This window comes from Enterococcus sp. 6D12_DIV0197, from assembly GCF_002174385.1.
In the GTDB taxonomy this organism is placed as follows: Bacteria; Bacillota; Bacilli; order Lactobacillales; family Enterococcaceae; genus Enterococcus_D; species Enterococcus_D casseliflavus.
In genome coordinates, this window is sequence record NZ_NIBN01000001.1 from 2,382,100 (window position 1) to 2,400,799 (window position 18,700).

At 43.1% G+C, this 18,700-nt stretch carries 13 protein-coding genes, 1 riboswitch and 1 other annotated feature; all 13 genes read right to left on the reverse strand.

What is annotated here, in order from left to right; genetic code table 11:
* Positions 1–96 precede the first annotated feature (96 nt).
* The gene (locus A5867_RS11060; RefSeq protein ID WP_087627615.1) at positions 97–1,368 is read right to left on the reverse strand and encodes an O-acetylhomoserine aminocarboxypropyltransferase/cysteine synthase; all 1,272 of its coding nucleotides are present in this window, start codon (positions 1,366–1,368) and stop codon (positions 97–99) included.
* A 50-nt stretch (positions 1,369–1,418) separates the two neighbouring features.
* Positions 1,419–1,672 (reverse strand) — a binding site (T-box leader).
* A 110-nt stretch (positions 1,673–1,782) separates the two neighbouring features.
* Entirely contained in the window at positions 1,783–3,189 is a 1,407-nt protein-coding gene (lpdA, locus tag A5867_RS11065) for a dihydrolipoyl dehydrogenase (RefSeq protein ID WP_005230052.1), read from the reverse strand.
* A gap of 7 nt (positions 3,190–3,196) precedes the next feature.
* The gene (locus A5867_RS11070) at positions 3,197–4,843 is read right to left on the reverse strand and encodes a dihydrolipoyllysine-residue acetyltransferase (protein ID WP_005230050.1); all 1,647 of its coding nucleotides are present in this window, start codon (positions 4,841–4,843) and stop codon (positions 3,197–3,199) included.
* A 25-nt stretch (positions 4,844–4,868) separates the two neighbouring features.
* The gene (locus tag A5867_RS11075; RefSeq protein WP_005230047.1) at positions 4,869–5,846 is read right to left on the reverse strand and encodes an alpha-ketoacid dehydrogenase subunit beta; all 978 of its coding nucleotides are present in this window, start codon (positions 5,844–5,846) and stop codon (positions 4,869–4,871) included.
* A gap of 2 nt (positions 5,847–5,848) precedes the next feature.
* Positions 5,849–6,958 carry a pyruvate dehydrogenase (acetyl-transferring) E1 component subunit alpha gene (pdhA, locus tag A5867_RS11080; RefSeq protein WP_005231936.1) on the reverse strand — a complete coding sequence of 370 codons (1,110 nt, stop codon included), beginning with the start codon at positions 6,956–6,958 and terminating at the stop codon, positions 5,849–5,851.
* 434 nt (positions 6,959–7,392) lie between these two features.
* The gene (mgtA, locus tag A5867_RS11090; protein ID WP_010749598.1) at positions 7,393–9,984 is read right to left on the reverse strand and encodes a magnesium-translocating P-type ATPase; all 2,592 of its coding nucleotides are present in this window, start codon (positions 9,982–9,984) and stop codon (positions 7,393–7,395) included.
* A 187-nt stretch (positions 9,985–10,171) separates the two neighbouring features.
* A riboswitch (M-box (ykoK) riboswitch) is annotated at positions 10,172–10,343 on the reverse strand.
* 390 nt (positions 10,344–10,733) lie between these two features.
* Positions 10,734–11,834, reverse strand: coding sequence for a UDP-N-acetylglucosamine 2-epimerase (non-hydrolyzing) (wecB, locus tag A5867_RS11095; protein ID WP_010749597.1), 1,101 nt, complete (start codon positions 11,832–11,834; stop codon positions 10,734–10,736).
* Between the two features lie 121 nt (positions 11,835–11,955).
* Positions 11,956–12,933, reverse strand: a complete 978-nt coding sequence (gene guaC / locus A5867_RS11100) for a GMP reductase (protein ID WP_005230038.1) — start codon at positions 12,931–12,933, stop codon at positions 11,956–11,958.
* Between the two features lie 210 nt (positions 12,934–13,143).
* Positions 13,144–14,058, reverse strand: a complete 915-nt coding sequence (locus tag A5867_RS11105) for an aldo/keto reductase (RefSeq protein ID WP_016611032.1) — start codon at positions 14,056–14,058, stop codon at positions 13,144–13,146.
* 169 nt (positions 14,059–14,227) lie between these two features.
* Positions 14,228–15,514, reverse strand: a complete 1,287-nt coding sequence (purD, locus tag A5867_RS11110) for a phosphoribosylamine--glycine ligase (RefSeq protein WP_087627616.1) — start codon at positions 15,512–15,514, stop codon at positions 14,228–14,230.
* Between the two features lie 16 nt (positions 15,515–15,530).
* Positions 15,531–17,066 carry a bifunctional phosphoribosylaminoimidazolecarboxamide formyltransferase/IMP cyclohydrolase gene (gene purH, locus A5867_RS11115; RefSeq protein ID WP_087627617.1) on the reverse strand — a complete coding sequence of 512 codons (1,536 nt, stop codon included), beginning with the start codon at positions 17,064–17,066 and terminating at the stop codon, positions 15,531–15,533.
* On the reverse strand, positions 17,059–17,643 hold the full coding sequence (gene purN / locus A5867_RS11120; protein WP_010749592.1) for a phosphoribosylglycinamide formyltransferase: 585 nt from the start codon (positions 17,641–17,643) through the stop codon (positions 17,059–17,061). The genes purH and purN overlap by 8 nt, the downstream gene beginning before the upstream one ends.
* Complete coding sequence (gene purM / locus A5867_RS11125; RefSeq protein WP_015509886.1) at positions 17,640–18,686, reverse strand: phosphoribosylformylglycinamidine cyclo-ligase; 1,047 nt, start codon at positions 18,684–18,686, stop codon at positions 17,640–17,642. The genes purN and purM overlap by 4 nt, the downstream gene beginning before the upstream one ends.
* Positions 18,687–18,700 lie beyond the last annotated feature (14 nt).

Here is an 18,700-nt window from a genome sequence, read left to right on the forward strand (position 1 = left end):
CTTCTATCAACAGAAACCGCAGTTTTATTTGAAACACTAACCGACAACAAAAAAGCGCAGCATAGTATCCTGCGCTTTTCCTACTGCTTCAACTATTTAGAGCTGTTGGAAGGCTTGCGTGAGATCTTCCAATAGATCGTTGATGTTTTCCAATCCAATGGATAGGCGAATCGTCTCTGGACGAATTTTGGCTGCTGCAAGTTCTTCTACGCTAAGCTGGGAATGGATCGTCGAAGCTGGATGGATGATCAAGGACTTTGCATCCCCGACATTTGCCAGCAAAGAGAAGAGCTTGGTTGCGCCACAAAAGGTTTTGCTTGCTTCTGCTCCACCCTTTAATCCAAAGGAAAAGACGGAACTGGTCCCTTTGGGGAAATACTCCTGCGCCCGTTCAAAATAGGGGCTGTCCGGCAGTGTTGGGAAATGAACCCAAGAGACTTCCGAGTGCTTGGCTAAAAATTCAGCAACTTGTTGCGCATTTTCTACATGACGTTCCATCCGCAACGAAAGCGTCTCGATGCCTAACAGCAACACCCATGAATTGAAGGGAGAAATCGCAGCGCCTGTATCCCGTAAAAGAATCGTTCGTGCTCGAGTGATATAGGCAGCGTTACCAGCGGCTTCTACCCATGAGATTCCATGGTAGCTATGATCGGGATCGACCAGCTTGGGAAATTTGCCATTTGTCCAATCAAAGTTGCCGCTGTCGATAATGGCCCCTCCCAAAGCAGCACCGTGACCACCGAGGTATTTTGTCGTGGAATAAACGACGATGTCCGCCCCATGCTCAAATCCTCGAAACAGATAGGGAGTCGCAAAGGTATTGTCAATGATGAGGGGAATCCCTGCTTCATGAGCGATCGCTGCAATCTTTTTAAAGTCGGCAATATCAATATCTGGATTGCCTAAAGACTCTAGAAAAACTGCTTTAGTATTTTCTTGGATGGCTGCTTTTAGTGCTGCCAGATCTTCACTATCAACAAAGCTTGTAGTGATGCCAAAATCTGGCAACGTATGAGCGAATAAATTATAGGTCCCCCCATAAATTGAAGCAGCAGAAACGATATGATCTCCTGCTTGTGCAAGATTTAAAATCGCATAGGTGATCGCTGCTGAGCCAGAAGCCGTTGCTAACGCACCGACACCGCCTTCTAAGAGGGCTAATCGTTCTTCTAGAACAGCCGTTGTCGGATTGGTAATACGGGTATAGATATTGCCATTCTCACTAAGACTAAATCTCGCTGCCGCTTGATCTGCGTCCTCAAACACATACGATGTGGTTTGATAAATGGGTACGGCGCGACTCCCTGTGGTAGGATCTGGTGTTTGTCCTCCGTGTAATTGAATCGTCTCAAATCTTTCTGTCATACTATTCCTCCTTAATAATACAAATAAAAAAGCCCTCTGATATCGAGATATCAAAGGACGTGTTTACGTGTTACCACCTTTATTCAAGCAGACTTTCCAGCATGCTTCTCAGCAAGTACGCGACAAATAAACGTCGTTATACTCTGACGCGATAGCGGGCGCACCCGGATCTCCTTATCTTTCGTACAAGTTCAGAAGATCACCTCTGAGGCCATTTTCGATTGATTCTACAAGTTCTTCTTGCACCCTACGAAGACTCTCTAGGCTTGCCAAATCAATGTACTTTCCTCATCAACGGTTGAAATATTAAGAGCATCGTATCATTTACAGAAGATTCTGTCAATAGCTTAGGATCGCTTTATTTTTGGTGATAAAAAAACTCGTTCACCAAATGATGAACGAGTTTCAAAAAGCTTAAATGTGGATTGGTAAACCTAGAGCTAACTCAGCAGCATCCATTGTGATCTCACCTAGAGATGGATGTGGATGGATGGTTAACGCGATATCTTCTGCGTTCATGCCAGATTCAATAGCAAGAGCAAGTTCTGAAACCATATCGCTTGCTCCTAAACCAGCAATTTGCGCACCGATGATCACATTGTCTTCAACCGTTGTTACTAAGCGAATGAATCCTTCGGTTTTTCCTAGAGATAACGCACGACCGTTACCTGAGAATGGGAATTTGAATGCTTTTGCTTCAATTCCAGCATCCTTGGCATCTTTGATGGTCATACCGACAGAAGCCAATTCTGGGTCAGTAAAGGCAACTGCAGGCATCGCTTTGTAATCAACAGCAACTTTTTTGCCAGAGATTGCTTCAGCAGCGATTTTTGCTTCGTAGCTGGCTTTATGTGCTAATGCAGCACCAGGAACGATATCACCAATTGCGTAGATGTTTGATACGTTGGTACGGCCTTGTTTGTCAACCGTGATCAATCCGCGTTCGCCTACTTCAACACCTGCTTGTTCCAAGCCCATGTCATCAGTATTTGGACGACGGCCAACAGTAACCATCACGTAATCAGCAGTAACTGATTCTTCTTTACCATCTACGGCATATTTCACAGTTACGCTATCGCCATTGTCAATTGCTTCTTTCGCCATTGCGTTGGTAACGACTGTTACACCTTTTTTCGCAAAGTCTTCTTCAACCAATTTGACCATGTCTTTTTCATAGGTTGGCAAGATTTGAGGAGAACCTTCAAGGATTGTTACTTCTGCACCTAGGTTTGCATACGCTGCACCTAGTTCAGAACCGATGACACCGCCACCGATAACAACGAATTTTTTAGGAACTTCTTTTAATGCCAATCCGCCAGTTGAATCAAGGACACGTCCGCCGAATTTGAAACCAGGGATTTCAATTGGACGAGAACCTGTTGCGATGATTGCATTGTTGAAAGAGTAAGTTTGTGCTGAATCTGGGTGGATGACACGCAATGTGTGATCATCAACGAAGAAAGCTTCTCCTTCAATTGTTTCAACTTTATGTTTTTTCAATAGGAAACCAACACCAGAAGTTAACGTTTTAACGACTTTGTTGTCTTTCCATTCTTGTGTTTTGGTAAAATCAAGGGAAACATTTTCACTTGTTACACCAAACATTGTTGAATCCAAAGATTCTTGGTAATGATGACCTGCAGCGATCAAAGCTTTTGAAGGGATACAACCAACGTTTAAACAAACGCCGCCGATGTATTCTCTTTCAATGATTGCTACTTTTTGTCCCATTTCAGCAGCGCGGATGGCAGCTACATAGCCGCCAGGTCCCGCACCGATTACAACTGTATCTAATTCAACAGCAAAATCTCCAACTACCATTTGTTAATCATCCTTCCATCATTAATAGCTCTGGATCAGCTAATAGACGTTTGATATTATTCATTGCTTGTTGCGCTGTTGCGCCATCAACGATACGGTGGTCGAAGCTTAATGAAAGTTTCATCACACGTCCGACAACGATTTCGCCTTCAGCGTTTACGATTGGTTGTTGCGCAATCGTACCTACACCCAAAATAGCTACTTCAGGGTAGTTGATTACTGGTGTGAACCAGCCGCCACCAACTGAACCGATGTTACTGATCGTGATGGTACCGTTACGCATATCATCTGCAGCTAATTTGCCGTCATGAGCAAGTTTTGCTTTTTCGTTGATTTCATCAGCGATAGCAAACATGCCTTTACGATCTGCATCTTTTACGTTTGGTACATACAAACCATGGTCAGTATCTGTTGCGATACCGATGTTGTAATAGTTTTTGTATACGATCTCTTGTTTTGCATCATCGATCGACGCATTCAAGATAGGGAATTTTTTCACTGTTGCAGTCAATGCTTTCACAACATATGGTAAGAAAGTAAGTTTTGTGCCGTTTGCAGCAGCAACTTCTTTGAATTTCTTACGGTTATCCCATAGGTTTGTTACTTCAACTTCATCATGCAAGGTTACATGAGGTGCTGTTTGTTTGCTGTTTACCATCGCTTTAGCGATTGCTTTACGTGTAGGTGTTAAGGCCACACGTTCTTCTAAATCACCTAAGTTTGATTTGAAGGCTTTTGCTGGAGCTGCTGGTTTGCTTTCAGTTGCTGCAGCTTTTGTTTCTTCTTTCGCAGGAGCTTGAGTTTCAGCTTTTGCAGCTTGTCCGCCACCTGATAGGAAGTTTTCGATGTCTTCTTTTGTTACACGGCCGCCTTTACCTGTTGCTGATACTTGAGAAATATCAACATCTTTTTCACGAGCAAATTGACGGACAGAAGGCATAGCCAAGACGCGTTTGTTAGGATCTGCTGCTTCAACAACACTTGCTGAACCAGAAGTTTCCACTTTTTCTTTTGGTGCTTCTGCAGATGTGCTTGATGAAGCAGGCGCACTGTTGTGACCAGGTGCGTCGATTTCAACTAAAACATCCCCAACATTTGCGACTGTTCCTTCAGCAACAACGATGTTTTTCACTGTTCCTGTTACTGGAGATGGAATTTCTTCCACTGATTTGTCGTTTTGAACTTCAAGCAACGTATCATCTTCATTGATGGTATCTCCTGCTTTAACGAACCATTTTACGATTTCACCTTCTGCAATACCTTCACCGATATCTGGTAATTTGAATTGGAAAACGCCTGCGCCTTCAGAAGAACCAGCTGATGCTTCAGCCGTTTCCGTTGTAGGTTCTGCCGCTGGTTTTGCTGGTGTTTGAGACTCTGCTGCTACACCTTCATCGCCTTCGTTGTCTTCATGTCCTGGTGCATCGATCTCAACAAGGACATCCCCAACGTTTGCGACTGTACCTTCAGGGACAACGATGTTTTTCACTGTTCCTGTTACTGGAGATGGAATTTCTTCCACTGATTTATCATTTTGAACTTCTAGTAAGGTATCATCTTCATTGATGGTATCCCCTGCTTTGACGAACCATTTTACGATTTCGCCTTCTGCAATTCCTTCACCGATATCCGGTAATTTAAATTGAAATGCCATTTTCTATTCTTCCCTTCTTCAACTATTAAAAGTTCACGATTTCTTTCACTTTGTCTTCGATGTCTTTTGCATTTGGCAACCAAATGTTTTCAGCTTGACCGAATGGGAAGATCGTATCTGGTGCAGACACGCGTCCGATTGGAGCTTCTAGTGATAGAACCGCACGTTCAGAAATTTCAGAAACGACTTGAGCGCCAACACCTGCTTGTTTTTGTGCTTCTTGAACGACAACCACACGACCAGTTTTTTCAACTGATTTGATGATCGTTTCAACATCAAGAGGAGCAACTGTACGCAAGTCGATGATTTCAGCGTTGATGTTTTCTTTCGCTAAGTTGTCAGCAGCTTTGATTGCTTCACGAACCATCGCACCATAAGTGATGATGGAAACATCAGAACCTTCACGAGTTACTGCTGCTTTGTCTAAAGGAACTTCGTATGCTTCTTCTGGCACTTCTTCACGGAATGAACGGTAAAGTTTCATGTGCTCTAAGAAAACAACTGGGTCATTGCTGCGGATAGAAGCAATCAATAATCCTTTTGCATCATATGGGTTTGATGGAATAACGACACGGATACCAGGTGATTGAGCGATCAATCCTTCCAAGTTATCTGAGTGCAATTCTGGTGTATGCACACCGCCACCAAATGGTGAACGAATAGTGATTGGTAAATTACGTGTACCACCCATACGGTAACGAGTACGCGCCATTTGACCAACGATTTCGTCAAAGGTTTCAAATACGAAACCAAAGAATTGGATTTCTGGAACTGGACGGAAACCTTCTAATGCTAAACCGAAAGCCAAGCCGCCGATACCAGATTCAGCAAGAGGGGTATCGAAGACACGATCTTCGCCGAATTTTTCTTGTAAACCTTCTGTTGCACGGAAAACCCCGCCGTTTTTACCGACATCTTCACCAAAGACTAAAATCTCTTTGTCATTTTCCATTTCAACAGCTAAGGCATCTGTAATTGCTTGAATCATTGTTTTTTGTGCCATGACTATTTCGACTCCTTCGCTTCGTAAGTTGCAATTTGTTCTTTAATGTTTTGTGGTTGAACTTCAAACATGTTTTTCAAGAAATCTGAAACTTTTTGTTTTGGCACGCGGTCAGCTTCAGCGATCGCTGCTTTGATTTCTTCTTTTGTTTGTTCAATGACTTGTTCTTCTTTTTCTTCAGACCAAAGTCCTTTTTCAGTTAGGTAAGTACGGAAACGTACCAATGGATCTTTTTGTTGCCATTCGCTGTCCATGTCTTTTGAACGGTAACGGGTTGGATCATCACCAGACAATGTATGTGGACCGTAACGGTAAGTCAAGGTTTCAATCAATACAGGACCGTTGCCGTTTGCTGCCCATTCACGAGCTGCTTTAGAAACATAGTACACTGCCAATGGATCCATACCGTCAACTTGGATACCAGGGATCCCAGCTGCTGCTGCTTTTTGTGCCAATGTTGGTGCCGCACTTTGTACTTCACGAGGTGTAGAGATCGCAAAACCATTGTTTTGGATGTAGAATACAGCGTTTGCATGGTATGCCCCTGCAAAGTTGATTGCTTCATAGAAGTCCCCTTGTGAAGAACCGCCATCACCTGTATAAGTGAATACAACATTTTTCTTATTGCGTTTTTTCAATCCTAAAGCAACGCCGGCTGCTTGGACGTATTGTGCACCAATGATGATTTGTGGTGGCAATGCTTTTAAATCTTCTGGGTAAAGGTTCCCAGCAACGTGACCACGTGACCATAAGAACGCTTCTTTCAATGGCAGACCGTGTTGGATCAACTGTGGTACATCACGGTAACCAGGTAATAGAACGTCTTCTTTTTCAAAAGCAAATTGACTTGCTAATTGGCTTGCTTCTTGTCCAGCAGTTGGCGCGAAGAAACCTAGACGACCTTGACGGTTTAACGCAGTTGAGCGTTGGTCTAATACACGAGACCATACCATACGAGTCATCAATTCAACTAATTCGTCGTCACTTAAATCTGGTACTAACTCTTGATTTACAATTTTCCCGTCTTTGTCCAAAGCTTGGTAAGTTGGAAAATCTGCATTGACTTGCTCCAAAATCGCTTGGAAATCAAGTGCTTTTTGTTTTTTTGCCATCTTGACACACTTTCCTCTCTGATATAAAAATTCACTTTCGTATGTAACAGGGTTTAAATCTGTACTATCGAAATTTCATTTACTCTTATAAATTATCATTTAACTTCGAAAATGACAAGTGAAAAGGGTATTTTTTTTAATAAAACAATTCCCACTGTAGCAACTCTTAAGAAAACATTAGTGAAATTAATCACATTAAAGCAATCGCTTTCTTCAATTTTTTCTTTTCAGATTCTTTTTTTTATTTAAGAATAGTACAGCAATCATCATTTGGCTAAACAGATTCACCATTAACCTCCTTTTATTACTTGTGAAGGATTCGACTTGAATCAAAAAGAATTTTCTTAAGATGAGAAAAAAATAATACAGAGATTGGATAAAAAGAAACAGATCGGCAATTCTCCCCTCCATAGGAAGAACGCCGACCTGTTTTTTTAAATCCATTCTTTCGTTACATGAATGTAAATGCGTTTGGCAAATTCAACTGTTACTAAATAAGCGAAATTGATACCAATAAACCATGGCCAGTAGCTTGATGGCAACGCCGCAAAATCGAAGACGGTGTGCAATGGCGTCAAGATAACTAAGAAGCCAACTGCAATTGCTAGGACGCTGGAGATCAAGACTGCCGGTGAAGCAATACTATTGATAAATGGTAATTTTCTTGTTCGGATCATGTGAACGACTAAGGTTTGTGTCGTTAAGCCGATCATAAACCATCCTGCTTGGAACAAGGCTTGCTCTTGGATCGTATTTGCACTAAAGACATGCCACATCACAAAGAAGGTCAAAATATCAAAGATGCTGCTGACCGGTCCAATGCCGACGGTAAACTTCAGTAGTCCGCCTACTTGCCATTTGACTGGTTTTTCTAACTCTGCTTTATCTACATTATCCCATGGAATCGTCAATTGTGCCATATCGTACACCAAGTTTTGAACCAACAATTGAATGGACAACATTGGTAAGAAAGGTAAAAAGGCACTAGCAACTAAGATCGAGAAGACATTCCCGAAGTTCGAACTCAACGTCATTTTGATGTACTTCATCATATTGGTAAATACTTTGCGCCCTTCGATGACCCCTTTATCAAGGACATTTAAACTTTTTTCTAATAAAATGATCGAGCTGGCATCTTTGGTGATATCTGCTGCTGTATCAACCGAGATGCCAACATCTGCCGTGCGTAAAGCAGGCGCATCGTTGATGCCATCTCCCATAAAGCCGACTGTATGGCCTGCTGCTTGAATGGTTTCAATGATTCGTGATTTTTGCATTGGGTTTAATTTTGCAAACAGATTGGTTTTTGCAGCTTTCGCTGCTAACTCTTCATCTGACAGATGATCAATGTCGGTTCCCAACAAGTATTCATCTGCATCGATACCAACATCTCGGCAAACTTTTTGCGCAACGATCGCATTATCTCCAGTCAACACTTTGACATTGATGCCATGACCGTGTAAAGAAGCAATCGCTGTTTTGGCTGTTTCTTTTGCTGGATCTAAGAAGCCCATAAAGCCAATCATGATCATGTCTTGTTCGTCTGCTACAGAATAAACGGCATCTGCGTGAGCATCGCGTTTTACGGCAACTGTCAACACACGCATCCCTTGTTTATTCAAGCGCAGGTTCACTTGACGTAATTGCTCTCTCAATTGAGGAGTCAATTCCATCACTTTGCCATCAACTTCTACGTATTTGCAGACTTGTTCCATTTCTTCAGCTGCACCTTTTGTGACCATCAGTTGATGACCATCCGCATTGACAACAACCGTCAAGCGGCGACGTGAAAAGTCAAAAGGAATCTCATCGATTTTTGTCACATCGTTAAATGGCGCTGCCAAACCTTCTTCTTCATAGTAGTTTAGGACTGCGATATCCATCAGGTTTTTCCACCCTGTTTGATAGTAAGAATTTAAATAGGTCATATCAAGAACTTGTTTATCTTCTACGCCAAACGGGTTTAAATGTTGTACCAGCACGACACGATCTTCGGTGATCGTACCCGTTTTATCGGTACATAGGACATCCATTGCACCTAAGTTTTGAATCGAAGGCAATTCTTTGACGATCACTTTTTCTTTTGACAAAGAGATCGCCCCTTTGGCTAAGTTACTGGTAACGATCATTGGTAGCATTTCTGGCGTCAAACCAACTGCTACTGCAATCGCGAAGAACAACGCTTCGCCCCAATCACCCTTGGTTAATCCATTGATCAATAAAACGATTGGGAAAAGAACCATGACCATTCGCAACAAAAGTTTGCTGACTTTCGTTAAGCCATCTTCAAAGGTTGTTTTGCCGCGTTTCGTGGTCGCATTTTTAGCAATATCGCCAAAGAATGTACTTTGACCGGTTTTCAAAATAATGGCTTTTCCTTGACCACTTAAGACATCGGTACCCATGAAAACAAGATCTTGCATATCTAGTGCAGAAATTTGTTCATCGCTTTCTTTGATCCCAGCATCGACAAATTTTTCAACGGGCATTGATTCGCCTGTTAATGAAGATTGATTGATAAATAAATCTTTGGTCCAAATCAAGATCGCATCCGCAGGGATCATGTCGCCAGTTGCTAAGGTGACGATGTCTCCAGGAACGACTTCATCCATTGGAATTTCTCTCGTGATTCCATCTCTGGTTACGGAACAAGTATTTTCAATAAGTTCTTTTAACGCTAAGCTTGCTTTTTGGGAACGGTATTCTTGGACGAAAGTAATCATGACACTGGCTAAAATCATGATTCCCATCACGATCACTGCTTCAATATCGCCTGTTACAAAAGAAATAATCATTAATAGGGCTAAAACTAACACAAAGGGATCTTTAAAAGCGCCTAAGATCATCAACCAAGCGGGTGTTGGTTTTTGTGCGTCGACTTTGTTTGGACCATACTCTGCTAAACGCTCTGCAGCATCTTCTTCCGATAACCCTTGAAAGGAGGTCCGCATCTCCATCAACAATTCTCTTTCGGTCAATTTTGCAAGTAATTTTAGTTCTTGATCTTTCGATAGTTTTTTTAACATCTTTTTTTCCTCCTAGCACTTAGGAGTTGCTTACGCCACCCCTAGCGATTCGATAACTACTCCGCTGTTTCATCTGGGGACTGGGGTATTCCATGTGAATCTTCCTTTCTTTTTATTAGGTAAGTCACTGTGGAACGCGCGCAAAAGACACAAAAAAACGCACGCTCCCAATAAGCATGCGTAAAAAACTCATGATCATTGTAGAGCTTTAGCACTATAGGGCGTAGATAGCAAATTTGCTATCAGCTGCTTTGGGTTTAACCTTCACGATTAGACCTGTCCTACCAACTAAGCATCTCTCGATGCTTTTGCGGCAGCAGCTTGTGTCCATATAGGAGCCTCACCTAACAATTATTTGTATAAAATGTCAGTTCGTCGGAAGTCTTTCTTCCAACTACCCACATAATAACTGCTATCCTAACCAATGTCAACAGCATCTAAGGAAAAAAGTACCCTTTTTTCAAAGTTTTCCATAGGTTTTCAAATGAAAGGTCTTACAATAAAATAACAACGTTAAAGAACTGATGTGATTTTATACTTGATAAACCTTTATATACGAGCAGATGAACAGAAATCCTTTCAAAGCGAAACTCACACTTAATCAAGCTTCTTCGTTTGTCACAATCAACGAAAAAATGGAAACGGCGTTCCCGCGTGTTTCATGTATATAAAAAGACAGCCATTTAACAAACAGCTGCCTCTTTCTCTATGTTCACCTATACTGGGAGAATTATTATTCACTCTAGCTCTCACGAAAAATGATCGGCTAAAATTTGCAGGATTCGCTGGCTTGCTTTCCCATCGCCGTATGGATTTTCTGCATGTGCCATGGCATTGTAAGCTTCTGGATCTTCTAGCAGTCGCTTTGTTTCTTGATAAACCGCAGCTTCAGACGTACCGATCAGTTTTAACGTACCTGCAGCAATACCTTCGGGACGCTCTGTTGTATCTCGCAAGACCAAAACAGGAACGCCTAATGACGGCGCTTCTTCTTGGACACCACCGGAATCCGTCAAAATCAAGGTACTTTGATTCGCAACGTTATGAAAATCAATGACATCTAAAGGCTCAATCAACGTAACATTTGCTAGTTCCCCAAGAATCTCCTGAGCAATCCCTCGGACTTGGGGATTCTTGTGCATAGGGAAAACCACTTTGATCGTTGGCTTCTCCTTTGCGATCTGTGCTAAAGCACGAAAGACCTGCTGCATCGGAGCACCTAAGTTTTCTCGACGATGCATTGTTAGTAGGATCATGGTTTGATCTGCTGCGGAAAGTTCTGGATGCTGGTATTCCTCCGAGATCGTATAACGCATCGCATCAATGGCGGTATTACCTGTTACATAAATCGCAGCCTCATTGCGGTTTTCAGCCAGCAGATTTTTTTTGCTTTGGGAAGTTGGCGCAAAGTAAAAATCAGCTAAGACATCGATCAACTGACGATTGGCTTCCTCTGGATAAGGAGATTTTTTGTTCCATGTGCGCAAACCGGCTTCCACATGACCCACAGGAATTTGCTGATAAAAGGCGGCCGTCGCGGCTGCATAAGCGGTGGTCGTATCGCCATGAACCAGCACGATATCAGGAGTTTCTTTTTGCAGGATCGGTTCTAGATCCAGTAAAACTTTGGTGGTGATCCCTGTCAAGGTTTGCCCTAAAGTCATAATATCCAGATCATAGTCTGGTGTGATCTCAAAAACCGTTAATACTTGATCCAACATTTCTCGATGCTGCGCCGTCACCACAACGATCGATTCAAAACGCGGGTCGTTTTCCAATTCCTTTACTAGTGGCGCCATTTTGATGGCTTCCGGTCTGGTACCGAACACTGACATCACTTTGATTGTCATTTGGTCACCCGCTCCTCTACTCTTCGTTGCTTCTATTATAACGAAGAAAACAGAAAAACAAAATGGTTCTTCTTACAAAAAAAGAAACGACCAATAGAAGGTCGCTTCTTTAGTATCCTGTTTAGATCGTATCTCCATTAAAAATCGAATTTTTCACGATTACGTAATCCACTTTACGAATCGATTCTAAATCTTTTCCACCTGCATAAGAGATCGATGACTGCAAGTCTTGCTGCATTTCAACTAACGTGTCTTTCAAAGAACCTTTGTATTGAATCCAAATTTTCTTTCCTTCCACGTTTTTCTTTTCACCTTTTTGAAATTCTGATGCAGAACCAAAGTATTCTTTCATCACAACGCCGTTTTCTACTTTCGTTTCACCAGGTGATTCTTCATGACCTGCAAACAATGAACCGATCATGACCATTGTTGCACCGAAACGGACAGATTTAGCGATATCGCCGTGTGTCCGAATGCCGCCATCTGCAATGATTGGTTTGCGAGCAGCTTTGGCACACCAGCGTAGTGCTGCTAACTGCCAGCCGCCAGTTCCGAAACCAGTTTTGATCTTTGTGATACACACTTTCCCAGGTCCAATGCCGACTTTCGTTGCATCTGCACCAGCGTTTTCCAATTCACGAACTGCTTCTGGTGTTCCAACATTTCCAGCGATCACAAACGTTGCTGGCAAATGCTTCTTGATGTGTTGGATCATATTGATCACGGCGTTTGAGTGGCCATGAGCAATATCGATCGTAATAAAATCAGGAACAAGCTCTTTGTCAGCTAGTTCTTCCACAAAGGCATATTCATTTTCTTTGACACCTACGCTGATAGAAGCAATCAAGCCACGGCTCTTCATTTTTTTGATAAATGGAATCCGTGCTTCTTCATCAAAGCGGTGCATAATATAAAAATAGCCATTTTCAGCTAAAAATTCTGCGATCGAATCATCAATAATCGTTTGCATATTTGCAGGAACGACAGGCATCTTAAATGAGTGTCCGCCTAATGTCACCGTGGTATCACATTCTGAACGGCTGTTCACGATACACTTGTTAGGAATCAGTTGTATATCTTCGTAATCAAAAACTTTCATGTCAAACATAAAAATATCCTCCAAATCTTACTAAGAGTGAAGCAAGCATCAAATGGCCTCAGCCTATTTTTAACGCCCACAACAATTTAAACCACCTAGAAGTGAAATACAAGCTTTTTAGAAATACTTTTTGAAAAAAAAGGATGAATGTTCGTCTTTTGCGAACATTCATCCTTATAAGTACTGAAAAAAACGGGATTTACTAATAAATTACGGCAAGATGTTTCCTGCTGCTTTATACACCTCATACCATTCATGGCGGGTCAATACGATCGAAGATGCTTGCGCGATTTCTTCGATCCGATGTGGGGTCATCGTTCCAGCAATCACTTGCATGTTTGCAGGGTGACGTAAGATCCACGCAGAAGCAATACCTGTTGGTGTCGTTTGATACTTGTCCGCTAGTTCGGTCAATTTTTCGTTCAACTCTGGGAATTTCTCGTTACCGATAAAGACACCTTCGAAGAAACCATATTGATACGGAGACCAAGCTTGGATCGTCATCTCATGCAAGCGAGAATATTCAAGAATTTCTCCATCATGATCGACACTACCAGCATCCGTCATGTTGACATGAATTCCTTGATCGATCATTCCCGTATGCATGATCCCGAATTGCAGCTGATTCGCTACTAAAGGTTGGGAAACATATTTTTTCAACAATTCGATTTGACCAGGTTTTTGATTGCTGACACCGAAGTATTTCACTTTGCCGTCTTTTTCTAATTGATCAAAGGCAGCTGCCACTTCTTCTGGTTCAAACAAAGTGTCAGGGCGATGCAATAGTAGCGCATCCAAATGATCGGTTTTCAAACGCTGTAAACTACCTTCCACGGAAGAAATGATATGCTCTTTCGAAAAATCAAACATTTCACCTGGAACGATGCCACATTTTGATTGAATGAACAACTCTTCTCTTTTGGCATCCGTTTTTGCTAACGCTTCCGCAAAAATCGTTTCACACTCCCCGCGCCCATAGATATCGGCATGGTCAAAAAAGGTAATGTCATTTTCAATCGCTGTCGTCAATACTTTCACTGGGTCTTTGGCATTGTTGATTCGCATCAAACCTAAAATCACGCTAGATACTTCTAAATCAGTGGGACCGAATTTAATTTTTTTCACGTAAAGTTCCTCCTTATTTAAACTACATTCTTATTTTAGCACAACAAGATGAAAACGCTACACCAACGTCAAAAAAACCTCCTATAAAATGAAAACCACCAGCACAACCGATTGGTTCTACTGGCAGTCATCCTTTACTTTCAATTTGCATTACGCATTGAAACGTTCTTTACTTCATCGCCTTTGATGAGTTGCTATAGTGTAAGGCTTTGTCACCAATGTCATTTCGATAAAACAAACCCGACAAAGGCAATTTATTGATTGCTTCATAGACGTTCTTTTGGGCAGTAGCTAAATTCTCAGCTGAAGCTTCCACAAGAAAAACACGACCACCAGCTGCCGTCAAATCGCCTTGATCAGCAGTCTCCTCCACTCCTGCATAAAAGAATTGTGTTCCTTCTCCTTGAGGAGATGGAACAGGCATTCCTTGCTGATACTTGCCAGGATATCCTTGCGATGCAATCACGACACCGATCGAAGCCGCTTGATTCCAGCGGATCGCGGGCTCTCGATCCTGCAAGAGATCATCAATGATCTGTGCCAGGCTACTATCTAAACGACTTAACACGACTTGCGTTTCTGGATCACCAAAACGAGCATTAAATTCAATGACTTTCGGTCCGTCATTAGTAGCAATCAGACCTGCATAAAGAATACCAGTAAATGGTGTCTTATTAAGAATCATTCCTTTTGCTGCAGGAAGTAAAACTTCTTTGACCGCTTGATCGACCATTTCTTGCGGAATCTGCGGTACTGGTGTGTACGCCCCCATACCTCCTGTATTCGGCCCTAAATCGCCATCAAACGCACGTTTATGGTCTTGCGCAATGACCATTGGATAGACGGCTTCGTCCTTAACAAACGCCAAGAGCGAAAACTCTTCGCCAGCCAAAAACTCTTCGATCACCACTTTTGCACCACTTTCACCAAAAGCATTTTGCTCCAGCATCGCTTCGACAGCTGCATTCGCCTCATCAACGGTTTCAGCAACAACTACGCCTTTGCCTGCCGCTAAGCCATCCGCTTTGATAACGATCGGTGCACCTTTAAGTTGGATATATGCTTTTGCTTGCGCACTATCTGTAAAGCTTTGATAGTCAGCTGTTGGAATGTGATTGGCACGCATCAATTCTTTGGCAAACTCTTTTGATCCTTCGATCATCGCTGCTTGTCGATTGGGACCAAATATTTCCAAGCCCGCCGCCTGAAAATCATCTACGATGCCATTTAGTAATGGAACTTCTGGACCAACGAAGGTCCAATCAACCTCCTGCTCTTGAGCAAAAGCAATCAAACCTTCATGATCGGACTCTTCAATTGCGACTGTCACGATCCCGTCTTTTCGCATTCCAGGATTGCCCTTTGCACAAAAGACTGTTTCAACTTGAGGGTCTTGCAGAAACTTTTTTGCGACGGCATGTTCTCTGCCACCACTACCAATAACAAGTATTTTCATCGTCTTCTCCTATTTCTTAGTGTTTAAAATGACGAACACCAGTAAAGACCATCGCCACACCGTACTTATCTGCCATGTCGATCGATTCTTGATCTTTGATACTACCACCAGGTTGAATAATCGCTTTGATTCCTTGTTGTGCTGCATATTCGACACTGTCATCCATCGGGAAAAAGGCATCGCTTGCCAGCACTGAACCAGCCAATTTATTGTTTTCACGGGCTTGTTCCACAGCGATTTTCACTGAACCAACGCGGTTCATCTGACCAGCACCGATCCCGACGGTTTGCTGTTGATTGGCTAAAACGATCGCATTGGACTTCACGTGTTTCACCGCTTTCCAAGCAAATGCCAAGGCTGCGATTTCTTCTGGTGTCGGCTGTCTTTTGGTCACCACGGTCCAATCTGCTGGTGACTCCATTTGATTGTCTGGTTCTTGCACCAATAAGCCCCCAAGGACAGAGACAACTTCTGGCTGTTTGGCTGCTTTTTCGAAATCAACAACCAGCAAGCGCAGATTTTTTTTCTTCGTTAGGATTTCAAGTGCTCCTTCTTCAAATGCAGGTGCAATAATGATCTCAAGAAAAATCCGCTGCAGCTGCTGCGCAGTTGCCACATCAACTGGACGATTTAAGACGATAATCCCGCCAAAAATCGACACTGGGTCTGCTTCGTAAGCTTCTTGGAAAGCTTCAGCAATCGTTTCTCCACTTCCGATTCCACATGGATTCATGTGCTTTAGGGCTACCGCAGTTGGCTCTGTAAATTCTTCTGCGATCCGTAAGGCAGCGTCAGCATCTTTAATGTTGTTGTAAGACAATTCTTTGCCGTGGATTTGTTTTGCGCTGGCAATCGAATAGGGCACGGGTAATGCGTCTTGATAGAAGGAAGCTTTCTGATGACTATTTTCACCATAACGCAATGTTTGTTTCAAAACATAGGTTTTCGTCAAGTTCTCCGTTTCTGTTTCGGCCACCGCTTTGGTCAAGTATTCACCAATCAAGGCATCGTAGGCTGCGGTATGACGGAAGACTTTGGCAGCTAATTTCTTTCTTGATGCCAACGTCGTATTGCCTTCCTTCAGCTCAGTTAAAACCCAGTCGTAATCCTTGGGATCAACGACAACAGTTACTGAGGCATGGTTTTTCGCCGCAGAACGCAGCATGCTTGGTCCGCCGATGTCGATATTTTCGATTGCGTCGGCTTCTGTGACATCAGGGTTGCTGATCGTTTCTTTAAATGGATAAAGATTGACGACAACGAGGTCGATCGGTAAAATACCGTGCTCAGCCATTGCCTCCATATGAGAAGGCAGATCACGTCGCCCTAACAGACCACCATGCACCCGCGGATGTAGCGTTTTTACCCTACCGTCCATCATTTCAGGAAATTCTGTGATCGCTTCGATGCCGATCGGTTGAAGCCCTGCTTCCTCCAAGACGGTTTTGGTCCCGCCAGTTGAAATGATCTCAAATCCTAAATTGGTCAATTCTTGGACAAATGGTACCAGTCCCTCTTTGTCAGACACACTGATTAATGCACGTTTATTCACGATTTGATAGCCCCTTTTCCACAATTTCAGCTAAAACAGCTGGATAGATTTGGTGTTCCACTTGATGAATTTTCTCTGTCACACTTGTTAACGTATCGTCGGTGTCAATCCGAACGATTTCTTGGGCAATGATTGGCCCTGTATCAATGCCAGCATCGACATAATGAACCGTAACCCCCGTCACTTTCACGCCATAAGCGAAGGCATCGGCAATCCCAGATTTGCCTGGGAAGCTCGGCAACAACGAGGGATGGATATTGATGACTCTGCCTTCATAAGCGGATAATAGGGTGTTCCCGATGATCCGCATATACCCAGCTAAAACAATAAAATCGATGGCATGATACTGCAATTCTTCGATCAATTTCCTTTCAAAGGCTGCTTTTGACGCAAAAGCCGCTGGCTCCAAGACAAGCGTTTCATAGTCTCTTGCGCGAGCTTTTTCTATCACTGGCGCTGCAGGTTTATCGGAAAAGACCAATCCGATCTGCGCCCCTTTGATTTCATTAGCCTGGATCGCATCGGCGATCGCTGTAAAATTGCTGCCCGTTCCAGAAGCAAAGACGGCGATCCTCATCGGACTGCCTCTTTAAAGCAGACAGCTTCGTTGTCACGTTTCGTCACTTTACCGATCCGATACGCTGGTTCTTCATTGGCAGATAGAAGCGCCATTACTGCCGCAACATTTTCTGGCGCAACGGCTAAGACCATACCGATCCCCATATTGAAAATCTCGAACATTTCTTGGTGAGGAATCGCGCCATGAGCAGCGATCAGATCAAATATCGGCAACTGCGGCCAAGTGTCTAGGGAGATTTCTGCCGCAAGTCCTTCAGGCAGCATCCGCGGGATATTTTCAACAAATCCGCCACCAGTGATATGAGAAATTCCAGCTAGCAATCCTTCTGTCAATAAAGGCTTCAATGCATCCACGTAAATTCTCGTTGGCGTCAATAAACTTTCTGCAAGTGTTTGGTTGCCAAGTTCTGCAAATGTTTCTGCTCCTGTATAGCCATGCTGTTCAAAAAAGACTTTTCTGACTAAAGAGTACCCATTCGAGTGAATGCCTGATGAAGGCAAACCAATCAGCTCATCGCCTTCTTTGATGGTTTCTCCAGTGATCAAGCGACTTTTTTCGACGATTCCTACGGCAAAGCCAGCAAGATCATATTCTTCTGGTTGGTACATTCCCGGCATTTCAGCGGTTTCCCCACCAATCAGGGCAGCACCCGCTTGCACACAGCCCTCTGCGACACCAGCAATGATTTGTTCGATCTTTGCAGGATCGTTTTTACCGACTGCAACATAGTCAAGGAAGTAGATAGGTTCTGCCCCTTGAGCGACGATATCATTCACGCACATTGCGACGCAATCAATGCCGATCGTTGTATGCTGTTCTTGCTGGATCGCCAATAAAAGCTTAGTTCCTACACCATCTGTCCCAGAAACGAGTACTGGTTCTTTCAATTGGTACGATGATAAGTCAAAACAGCCACCAAAACCCCCGATTGCCCCCATCACGCCTAGACGTTCTGTTCGTTTCACATGCTTTTTGATCCGTTCGACTACTTCATAACCGGCTTCGACATCGACACCGGCTTTTGCATATGCATTTGCCACGTTCGTTCCTCCTC